This is a genomic window from Micromonospora sp. ATLC20 (assembly GCF_057196585.1).
The window spans coordinates 1-10688 of the sequence record NZ_JBXUOV010000191.1; the positions used below are offsets into that span (position 1 = coordinate 1).

Below are 10688 nucleotides of genomic sequence, written 5' to 3' on the forward strand. Positions count from 1 at the left end.
GAGCCCGGTCGTGCTGGTACTCGCCTGGGAGGCCGCCGCGCGGACCGGGCTGCTCGCCGCGGAGAAGTTGCCCGCGCCCAGCGCGGTGCTCGCGACCGGGTGGCGGCTGGCGAGCGACGGGACACTCGGCGTGCACCTGCTCGACTCGCTCACCCGCGCCGCGCTCGGCCTGCTCATCGGCGGCGGCCTGGCGCTGGTGCTCGGCGCGGCGGCCGGGCTGCTGCGCCTCGGCGACGACCTGGTCGACCCGCCGGTGCAGATGGCCCGGATGCTGCCGCACCTGGGCCTGGTCCCGCTGCTGATCATCTGGGTCGGCATCGGCGAGTCGCTGAAGGTCACGCTGGTCGCGCTCGGCGCGTTCTTCCCGATCTACTTCAACACGTACGCCGGCATCCGCGACATCGACGAGCGGCTGGTGGAGGCGGCGCGTACCTGCGGTCTCGGCGCGGCGGCCCGGCTGCGGCACGTGGTGCTGCCCGGCGCGCTGCCGTCGCTGTTCCTCGGGCTGCGGCTGGCCATCGGCGCGGCCTGGCTCAGCCTGGTCGTCGGCGAGCAGGTGAACGCGCAGACCGGCGTCGGCTTCCTGATGATGGAGGCGCGCGAGTTCAGCCAGACCGACGTGGTGGTGCTCGGCCTGCTCGTCTACGCGCTGCTGGGGCTGGCCTCCGACCTGCTCATCCGGTACGCGGAGAGGAGGACGCTGGCGTGGCGACGCGGACTGCGCGCGACCTGACCGGGCCGGTGCTCACCGCACACGCGGTGACCCGGGCGTTCGGCCCGGCGGTGGTGCTGGCCGGGGTGGACCTGACCATCGGCGCCGGGGAGACGGTGGCGCTGCTCGGCGGCAGCGGATCCGGCAAGAGCACGCTGCTGCGGGTGCTGGCCGGGCTCGACGGCGACGCGGGCGGCGAGCACGCGGTGCACGGCACCGCCGCGGTCGTGTTCCAGGAGCACCGGCTGCTGCCGTGGAAGCGGGTGGCGAACAACGTGGCGCTCGGCCTGACCGGGCCGGACGTGGGCGACCGGGTCGGCCGCGCACTGGCCGAGGTGGGGCTCGCCGACCGGGGCCGGGCCTGGCCGGCCGAACTGTCCGGCGGGCAGGCGCAGCGCGTCGCGGTGGCCCGCGCGCTGGTCCGCGAACCGGACCTGCTGCTGCTGGACGAGCCGTTCGGCGCGCTGGACGCGCTGACCCGGCTGCGCATGCAGGGGCTGCTGCGGCGGCTGCGCGCCCAGCACGGCTTCGCCGCGCTGCTCGTCACCCACGACGTGGAGGAGGCGCTGCTGCTGGCCGACCGCGTCCTGCTGCTCGACGACGGCGTGATCGCCGAGGAGGTGCCGGTACGCCTCGGCCCGTCCCCGAGCCCCGACGACCCGGCCCTCGGCGCGTTGCGCCGCCACCTGCTCGACCGCCTCGGCGTACCCGCCGGCTGACCGCGAGGGAGAACCGATGACCCGCTGGACCCCCGACCCGACCTTCTACCCCTCCCCCGCGCTCGCCGCCACCGCGCCGGCCGAGAAACTCGCGTACGTCGCCGCGTTCGACCGCGCCGGGCAGCGCCCCGACGCCATCGCGGTCCTCGACACCGACCCGGACTCCGGCTCGTACGGCCGGGTGGTGGGCTGGACCGAGCTGCCGAACACCGGCGACGAGCTGCACCACTTCGGCTGGAACGCGTGCAGCAGCGCGCTCTGCCCGACCGCGCCGCACCCGCACGTGGAACGCCGCTACCTGATCGTGCCGGGCCTGCGCTCGTCCCGGATCCACGTGCTGGACACCAAGCCCGACCCGCGCCGGCCGAGCCTGGTCAAGGTGATCGAGGCGAAGGAACTGGGCGAGCGTGCCGGGTACTCCCGCCCGCACACCGTGCACTGCGGGCCGGACGGCATCTACGTCTCCGCGCTCGGCGGCGCGGACGGGCAGGAGGGGCCCGGCGGCATCGCCGTGCTCGACCACACCACCTTCGAGGTACGCGGCGCGTGGGAGGCCGACCGGGGGCCGCAGTTCCTGGCGTACGACTTCTGGTGGCACTACACCCAGGACGTGCTTGTCACCAGCGAGTGGGGCACGCCGTCGATGATCGAGGACGGCATCGTCGGTGAGCTGCTGCTCGGCCGCAGGTACGGGCACGCGATCCACTTCTGGGACCTGGCGAGGCGCCGGCACGTGCAGCGCGTCGACCTCGGCGACCAGTACCAGATGCCGCTGGAGCTGCGCCCCGCGCACGACCCGACGAAGTCGTACGGCTTCGTCGGCGTGGTGATCAGCGTCGAGGACCTGTCCGCCTCGATCTGGCTGTGGCACCGCGACGGCGACACCTGGGCGGTGACCAAGGTGATCGACATCCCGGCCGAACCGGCCGACCCGGCCGACCTGCCGGACCTGCTCAAGCCGTTCGGGGCGGTGCCGCCGCTGGTCACCGACATCGACCTGTCGGTGGACGACAGGTTCCTGCACGTCTCCTGCTGGGGTACCGGCGAACTGATCCGCTACGACGTCAGCGACCCGTTCCACCCGGTACGCGTCGGCTCGGTGCGCCTGGGCGGCATCGTCAACCGCACCCCGCACCCGGCGTACCCGGACGAGCCGCTGGCCGGCGGCCCGCAGATGGTCGAGATCAGCCGCGACGGCCGCCGCGTCTACGTCAGCAACTCGCTCTACGGCGCCTGGGACGACCAGTTCTACCCCGACGGCGTGGGCGCCTGGGTGGCGAAGCTCGACGTCGACCCGGCGACCGGCGGCCTCGTGCCGGACCCGCGGTTCTTCCCGCGCGGCGAGGAGTTCCGCGGCCTGCGCGTGCACCAGACCCGGTTGCAGGGCGGCGACGCCTCGTCCGACTCGTACTGCTTCCCGTGACCGGCGCGACCTGGGCGGCGCTGGCCGGCCTCGGCGCGTTCCACGGCCTGAACCCGGCGATGGGATGGCTGTTCGCGGTGGCCCGGGGCCTGCAGGAGCGTCGCCGGGCCGCGCTGCTGGCGGCCCTGCCGCCGATCGCGGCCGGGCACCTGGCGTCGGTGGCGGTGGTCGCCGCACTGGTGAGCGCCACCCGGTCGGTGACGGCGAGCACGCTGGTCGCGGTGGCCGGCGGGGTGCTGCTGGTCGGGTTCGGGCTGTGGCGGCTGCTGTCCGAGCGGCACTTCCGGTGGGCCGGCATGCGGCTGTCGGCGGCGCAGCTCACCGCCTGGTCGTTCCTGATGTCGGCGGCGCACGGCGCAGGCCTGATGCTGCTGCCGGTGCTGCTCGCCGAACCGGCGGCCGGTGCCGGGCCGCACGCCGGGCACCTCGCCGCCGCGCCGGCCGGCGCGCTGACCGGCCTGCTCGCCGCCGCCGTGCACACCGTCGCCATGCTCGCCGTCGCGCTGGTGGTGGCCCTGCTGGTGTACGAGGTGCTCGGCGTCGGTGTGCTGCGCCGGGCCTGGTTCAACGTCGACCGGCTCTGGGCCGGTGTGCTCGTGGCGGCCGGGGTGGTGACGCTGATCGCTGCGGCGTGAGTCGCCACCACCTGCGACGGATCGACGAAAAGTCCTACTGATTGAATAGGAAAGGCAGCGTCGCCTACCCCGGAGGTCAGCAGTGAGTCACTCCCCGTCCCCCGCCGAAGCCGTCCACGACGCCGACCGGAGCCGGCAGTGGCTCGCCGGGCAGGCACACGGGCCGGGCGTCGACCACGACCGGCTGCTGAAGGTGGGCGCGGCGATGGCCGCGGTGACCGCCGCCGCTGCGGAACGCGAGCCGGTCGCGGTGGCGTCCGCGCCGGTCGGCGTCGACCCCGGCGCGCCGATCGTCAAGCCGCTGCCGCCGGAGCTGCTGCGCCCGCTGGACACCAACGCCGAGATGCGCTGGCCGTCGATGGCCGGCCAGGGGTACGTGGTCCCGACCGACCGATTCTTCGTCCGCAACCACACCGTCACTCCGTACCTGGACGCGGCCACCTGGCGGCTGCGCCTGTTCGGCGACGGCCTGCGCGGCGCGCCGACCCGCGACAAGCCGGTCGAGTTCGACCTCGACGAGCTGCGCCGGCTCCCCGCCGAGGAGCACGCGGCGCTGCTGGAGTGCGCCGGCAACGGGCGGCGCTACTTCGCCGAGCAGCAGGACGAGCCCGCCCCGGGCGTGGCGTGGGGGCTGGGCAGCGTCGGCGTGGCCCGGTGGCGGGGCGTGCGGCTCGGCACGGTGCTGCGCCTGGCCGGGCTGCGCGACGAGGCGGTCGACGTGATGCCCGAGGGACTCGACCCGGACTACGTCTCCGGCGGGGTCAACCTCGGCCGGGTACGCCGACCGATGCCGGTCGCGAAGGCGCTCGACGACGTGCTGCTGGCGTACGAGATGAACGGCGAGCCGCTGCCCCCCGACCACGGCTTCCCGGTACGCGTCGTGGTGCCCGGTTGGGTCGGTATCTCCTCGATCAAGTGGGTCGGCGCGATCGAGGTCTCCACCACTGCCCTGTTCTCGCCGTGGAACACGCAGTTCTACCGGATGTTCGGCCCCGGCCACCCGGCCGACGGCACCGTCCTCACCGCCCAGCCGGTCCGCAGCGCGTTCGAGCTGCCCTGGGACGCCCGGGTGCCGGCCGGCGAGGAGATGCTGCTGACCGGCCGCTCCTGGTCCGGCAACGGCCCGATCGCGCACGTCGAGGTGGACACCGGCGACGGGTGGCGCCCGGCCGACCTGGTCGCCGCCGACCGGGGCGGCGCCTGGCAGCGCTGGACCGTCCGGTGGCGTCCGCCGGGCGCGGGCCGGCACGTGCTGCGCGCCCGCGCCACCGACTGCACCGGCGCCGTCCAGCCCGACCGGGCCGCGCCGAACGACCTCGCGTACCTGTTCGACGCCGTGGTGGCCCACCCGGTGACCGCCTGCTGACCGCCGCTCAGGTGGTGCCGAGGTAGGGCGGCGGCACGGTGTCGGTGAGCCACACCCCGTTCGCCGAGCGGTAGAACAGGTGCCCGGCCTCGGCCATCGCCGCCGCGTCCACGGTCAGCACCACCACCGCGCCGCCCCGGCGCGCGCCGACGCGCCGGGCCGTCGCCACATCAGGCGACAGGTGTACGTGGTGCCGCCCGCCCCGGCGCAGCCCCTGCGCCCGGATCGCGTCCAGCACTGCCTCGCCGGTGCCGTGGAACAACCGGGGCGGCGGCGCGGCCGGAGTCAGACCGAGGTCGACCGGGACGGAGTGGCCCTGGTTGGCGCGGATCCGGTCGGCCCCGTCCGGGCCGGCCTCCACGGCGAAGCGCTGCTTGTCGTTACCCGCGACCACGGCGTCCAGCTGGGCGCGGCTGATCCTCAGCCCGGCGAGCACGTCGGCCACCGGCACCCAGCCGGCCCGGTCGAGTCGCAGCCCGTACGCGTCGGGCCGGTGCCGCAACGCCAGCGACAGCCGCTTGCTCACCCGAACAAGTTCCCGATGTTCCACAGGCCCAGTGTGGAGCCGCCCCCGTCCCGTGTCGACGCAGTTCCCCACCCGCCCCACCCCGCCCCGCCCCGCCCCACCTCGCCCCGCCCCACCCCGCCTCGCCTCACCTCGCCGATCTTGCGGTTTGCGCCCCTCGAGTGTCCGGTTCGCGCTGTCTGCCGGGGCCGGAACTCCATGATCGACGGGCTGAGGGCTGAGGGCGGAGACGGGGGTTGGCGGGAGGAGCGGGGGTCAGGCGGCGGCCCGCTCGGGGAGGGGGCGGCGGCGGTGGGACGGGTCGGTCAGGGTCGGCGGGGACCAGGCGCCGTCGGGCTGGTAGAGGTTCGTGCCCGGCGGGACGATTTCGTCGATGCGGTCCAGCACCGCGTCGTCGAGCGTCAGCTCCGCCCCGGCCAGCAGCGCGTCCAACTGGTCCATCGTGCGCGGCCCGATGATGGTCGAGGTGACCGCCGGGTGCACGGCGGTGAACGCCACAGCGAGCTGCGGCAGTGTGCAGCCCACCTCGCCGGCGAGCGCGACCAGGTCCTCCACGGCGGCGTACTTGGCGGTGTTGCCGGGTAGCGCCGGGTCGAACCGGGCCGGGGTGAGTGCCGGGCGGCCCGCGCCGAGGTCGACGGGCCGCCCCTGCCGGTACCGGCCGGACAGGAACCCGGAGGCCAGCGGGCTCCACACCAGCACACCCATCCGGTAGCGGCGGCAGACCGGCAGCACCGACGTCTCGATGCCGCGCGCCAGGATCGAGTACGGCGGCTGCTCGGTGCGGAACCGGGCGAGCGCACGCCGTTCGGCGACGTGGTGCGCCTCCACGATCTCCTCGGCCGGGAAGGTCGAGCAGCCGAACGCACGGATCTTCCCGGCCCGGACCAGGTCGGTGAGCGCGGCGAGCGTCTCCTCGACGTCGGTGGTGTGGTCCGGGCGGTGCACCTGGTAGAGGTCGATCCAGTCGGTGCCCAGCCGGCGCAGGCTGTCCTCGACCGCACGGACGATCCAGCGTCGCGAGTTGCCGCCCCGGTTGGGCCCCTCCCCCATCGGGAAGTGGACCTTCGTGGCGAGCACCACGTCGTCGCGGCGGCCGCGCAGGGCCTTGCCGACGATCTCCTCCGACTCGCCGGCCGAGTACATGTCGGCGGTGTCGACGAAGTTGATCCCACGGTCGAGTGCCGCGTGGACGATCCGGGCGCAGTCGTCGTGGTCGGGGTTGCCGACCGCGCCGAACATCATGGTGCCGAGGCAGTGGACGCTGACCTCGATGCCGGTGCCGCCGAGGACGCGATAGCGCATGTGAACTCCCTGGGTTGCACCGCGCCGGCCGGGTGGCGCGCGGTCCGGTCACGGTAGGAGTTCGAGTGCGCTGGAGGTCAACCGTCGGCGGGTTCCGCGCTGCCGGCGAGGTAGCCGGCCGCCTGCAACTCGAACAGCTCGCGGTAGAGCCCGCCCTGCGCCATCAGCGTGTCGTGGTCGCCTGACTGCACGAGCCGGCCGTGGTCCATCACGAAGATCCGGTCGGCGTGCCGGACGTTCGCGAGCCGGTGGGTGATCAGCACGACGGCCCGGTCCGGGTGCCGCCGCAGATGCTGGAAGAGGGCGTGCTCGGCACGCGCGTCGAGCGCGGCGGACGGCTCGTCGCAGATCAGCAGCCGGGCGTCGCGGTAGAGGCCGCGTGCGGCCACCAGCCGCTGCCACTGCCCGCCGGACAGGTCCTGGCCGTCCTTGAACTGCCGGTCCAGCAGCGTGTCGTACCCGAACGGCAGCTCGCTGATCATGTCGTGCGCGGCGGCGTCACGGGCGGCGGTCTCCACGCTCGGTCCGGGGCCGTCGGCGCGGTCGTGGCGGCCGACGCGGATGTTCTGCCGGGCGGTGAACGGGAACTTCCACCAGTCCTGGCTCATCACCGCGACCTGGGCGGCGGTCTGGCGTGGATCCAGCTCGGCGGTGTCCACGCCGTCCCAGCGGATCGTGCCGCCGGTGGGCCGGTAGAGGCCGGCGATCAGCTTGGCGAGCGTGGTCTTGCCGGAGCCGTTCTCCCCCACCAGCGCGATCACCTCGCCGCGCCGGAACGTGAGGCTGACCTCGTCGACCGCCGCACTGTCGGTGTCCGGGTAGCGCAGGCTGACCCGGTCGACGTCGATCCGCGTGAACCCGTCGACGGGCAGGTGCCCGCCGGCCGGGATCCGCCGTGCCGCCCGGTCGAGGAAGTCGCGGTAGTCCTGGTAGTAGAGAGCGTCCTCGTAGAGCGAGTTGGTGGCGAAGATCGCGGTGCGCAGGCTCGTACGCGCGGCCTGGAGCGCGAGCAGCGCGGTGGCCGCCGCCGCGAGCGCCACCACGCCGCCCACCAGCAACGCGCCCAGCACCACGTAGAGCCCGAACGTGGCGATGCCCGTGATGGACAGGCCGATCGCCCGGGTGACCGTCTGCGCCCGGGCCAGGCGCAGCTCGGCGCGCGTCTCCAGGCGCGTCACGAGGTGGTATTCCGATAGCAGGAAGTCGCGCATCTGGTAGGCGCGGATCTCGGCCGCGGTGTGCCGGTTGGCCATCAGGTCGCCCAGCATCCACTTGCGTCGCCGCCGGGTGATCCGGGCGAGCCAGTCGACGTGCTGACGGCGGGCCATCCGCACCGCCGTCACCGCCTCCGGCGCGGCGGCGACCACCAGGCAGGGCAGCAGCAGCGGGTGGATGATCGTCACGGCGGTAGCCGTGGCGATCACGCCGACCACGCCGGTGACCAGGTTGACCGTGTCGTTGACCAGGGAGCCCGCCTCGGCCAGTCCACGGTCGCGGGCGCGGTCCATCTCCTCGGCGAAGCCGGCGTCGTCGAAGGCCGCCAGTTCCACGGCGGACGTCGTCTCGAACAGCCGCCGCTCCACCGTGAAGTTGATCTGCGGTACGAGCCGGGCCTGCGCCCATCCGGCGGCGATGGTCAGCGCGCCGCGCCCGGCGACGGCGGCAGCCGCCAGCGCCAGGGCGGGCAGCGCCGCCCGGATCCGGTCCGGTGTCGGGCCGGCCGCGAACAGCTGGTGGAGCACCCCGGTGGTGGCGAGCAGGCCCAGCGTGGTGAGCACACCGGCGGCGACGTTGAGGCCCAGCGAGGCGGCGGTGTCCCGCCGGCTGGTGGCCCAGGCGAGACTGATCGCCTCGCGGATCAGTGTGGGCAGCCGGCGCGCCACCGACCAGAAGCCGGTGTGGGCCAGTTCGGTGGCCCGGTGCATCCAGTGCGGATCGACGAGCTCGGGCAGGGTCGTCTCCCCGGCCGGCTCCTCCGGGTCGGACGCCGGACGAGGACGGATCACCCCGGCCATGGCACCTCCTCGACGCGTTCGGACAGCAACGCTGGATACTACGGTCCGCTATCGAAGGATGTCATTCAGTAACCGGCGTGTCGTACAGATGTCCCAACGGCGTGTCCCGCAGCGGTGGCCCTAGACACCCGCCCGCACGGTGATCGCCGCCGGGTCGCGTCGCGCGCGACCGGTCCGGGTGGCAGGCTTGTGGGGTTCGCCGGCGCGCGCCGGCCGACCGCCCGTCGTGAAGGAGAAGATCGACCCGATGGCTGTGGACGTCACCACCACCGACGAATGGCAGGCGCTGCGCAAGCACGCCGAGGCGATGCGCGCCACGCACCTGCGCGACCTGTTCGCCGCCGACGGGCAGCGGGGTGAGCGGCTCACCGGTGAGGTCGCCGACCTGCACGTGGACTACAGCAAGAACCTCGTCACCGACGAGACGATCGCGCTGCTCGGCGCGCTCGCCGAGCGGGTCGGCCTGACCGACCGGATCGCGGCCATGTTCGCCGGACGGCACATCAACGTCACCGAGGACCGGGCCGTGCTGCACACCGCGCTGCGCCTGCCGGCCGACGCGTCACTCACCGTGGACGGCCAGGACGTGGTCGCCGACGTGCACGCCGTGCTGGACCGCATGTCGGCGTTCGCGCAGCGCGTGCGCTCCGGCTCGTGGCGGGGCCACACCGGCGAGCGGATCACCACAGTGGTGAACATCGGCATCGGCGGGTCGGACCTCGGGCCGGTGATGGCGTACGAGGCGCTGAAGGCGTACCGGGACGCGGGCATCGGCTGCCGGTTCGTGTCGAACATCGACCCGACCGACATCCACGACAAGACGGCCGACCTGGACCCGGCGAGCACGCTGTTCGTCGTGGTCTCGAAGACGTTCTCCACCCAGGAGACGCTCGCCAACGCCGACCAGGCGCGGCGCTGGCTGCTCGCCGGGCTGGACGCGGACGACGACGCGGTGGCCCGGCACTTCGTCGCGGTGAGCACCAACGAGCAGCGGGTCCGCGACTTCGGCATCGACCCGGAGAACATGTTCGGCTTCTGGGACTGGGTGGGCGGGCGCTACTCGCTGCCGTCCGCGGTCGGCCTGTCGGTGATGCTGGCGATCGGGCCGGACCGGTTCCGCGAGATGCTGGCCGGCTACCACGCGGTCGACGAGCACTTCCGGTCCGCACCGGTGGAGCGCAACGTGCCGGCGCTGCTCGGCCTGCTCAACGTCTGGTACACCGACTTCCTCGGCGCGGAGACCCACGCGGTGCTGCCCTACTCGCAGTACCTGCACCGGTTCCCCGCCTACCTCCAGCAGCTCACCATGGAGAGCAACGGCAAGTCGGTACGCGTCGACGGCTCGCCGGTGACGTACCCGACCGGGGAGATCTTCTGGGGCGAGCCGGGCACCAACGGGCAGCACGCCTTCTATCAGCTCATCCACCAGGGCACCCGGCTGATCCCGGCGGACTTCATCGCGTTCAGCCGGCCCAACCACGACCTGGGCGACATGCACGACCTGTTCATGTCGAATTTCTTCGCCCAGACCGCCGCGCTGGCGTTCGGGCGGACCCGGGAGCAGGTGGAGGCCGAGGGCACCGCGCCCGAGGTGGTGGCGCACCGGGTGATGGCGGGCAACCACCCGACCACCTCGATCCTGGCGCCGAAGCTCACCCCGGCGACGCTGGGCCAGCTGATCGCGCTCTACGAGCACATCACGTTCACCGAGGCCGCGATCTGGGACATCAACGCCTTCGACCAGTGGGGTGTGGAGCTGGGCAAGGTGATGGCCAACCAGCTCGCGCCGAAGCTCACCGGGCCGGACCCGGACCTGGCCGACGTGGACACCTCGACCGCCGAGCTGATCCGCCGCTACCGGGCCGAGCGCGGCCGGAGCTGACCGCACGCCGTGGCGTCCCGCGTACACCGGCGGGACGCCACGGGTCAGCGGCGCAGCAGGTCGGCGTGCGCGGCGCGCAGCCGGGTCAGCGCCGCGTCGCCGGCC

General features: G+C 73.7%; 9 protein-coding genes. 6 read left to right on the forward strand and 3 right to left on the reverse strand.

What is annotated here, in order from left to right:
• From AC2CHG_RS26685 to AC2CHG_RS26705, 5 genes are all read left to right on the forward strand, one after another.
• The coding region (locus tag AC2CHG_RS26685) for an ABC transporter permease (protein WP_484525831.1) at positions 1 to 733 on the forward strand (733 nt) is incomplete at its 5' end.
• The gene (locus tag AC2CHG_RS26690) at positions 706 to 1431 is read left to right on the forward strand and encodes an ABC transporter ATP-binding protein (protein ID WP_262011831.1); all 726 of its coding nucleotides are present in this window, start codon (positions 706 to 708) and stop codon (positions 1429 to 1431) included. The genes AC2CHG_RS26685 and AC2CHG_RS26690, both read left to right, overlap by 28 nt.
• 16 nt (positions 1432 to 1447) lie before the next feature.
• A complete protein-coding gene (locus AC2CHG_RS26695; RefSeq protein WP_262011832.1) occupies positions 1448 to 2854 on the forward strand; it encodes a selenium-binding family protein in 1407 nt (468 codons plus the stop codon).
• The gene (locus AC2CHG_RS26700; RefSeq protein WP_262011833.1) at positions 2851 to 3489 is read left to right on the forward strand and encodes a hypothetical protein; all 639 of its coding nucleotides are present in this window, start codon (positions 2851 to 2853) and stop codon (positions 3487 to 3489) included. Before AC2CHG_RS26695 ends, AC2CHG_RS26700 begins: the two co-directional genes overlap by 4 nt.
• 82 nt (positions 3490 to 3571) lie before the next feature.
• Positions 3572 to 4855, forward strand: coding sequence for a sulfite oxidase (locus AC2CHG_RS26705; protein ID WP_484525832.1), 1284 nt, complete (start codon positions 3572 to 3574; stop codon positions 4853 to 4855).
• 7 nt (positions 4856 to 4862) lie between these two features.
• Here AC2CHG_RS26705 and AC2CHG_RS26710 read toward each other — a convergent pair whose 3' ends face one another.
• The 3 genes from AC2CHG_RS26710 to AC2CHG_RS26720 all read right to left on the reverse strand — a co-directional run bounded on the left by AC2CHG_RS26710 (position 4863) and on the right by AC2CHG_RS26720 (position 8701).
• Entirely contained in the window at positions 4863 to 5405 is a 543-nt protein-coding gene (locus tag AC2CHG_RS26710) for an RNA 2'-phosphotransferase (RefSeq protein ID WP_262011835.1), read from the reverse strand.
• Between the two features lie 231 nt (positions 5406 to 5636).
• Positions 5637 to 6686 (reverse strand): aldo/keto reductase, encoded by a 1050-nt coding sequence (locus AC2CHG_RS26715; RefSeq protein ID WP_463839458.1) that lies wholly within the window; start codon positions 6684 to 6686, stop codon positions 5637 to 5639.
• 77 nt (positions 6687 to 6763) lie between these two features.
• Entirely contained in the window at positions 6764 to 8701 is a 1938-nt protein-coding gene (locus AC2CHG_RS26720) for an ABC transporter ATP-binding protein (RefSeq protein WP_262011837.1), read from the reverse strand.
• 247 nt (positions 8702 to 8948) lie between these two features.
• Here AC2CHG_RS26720 and pgi point away from each other — a divergent pair, with 247 nt between their 5' ends.
• A complete protein-coding gene (pgi, locus tag AC2CHG_RS26725) occupies positions 8949 to 10583 on the forward strand; it encodes a glucose-6-phosphate isomerase (RefSeq protein ID WP_262011838.1) in 1635 nt (544 codons plus the stop codon).
• Positions 10584 to 10688 lie beyond the last annotated feature (105 nt).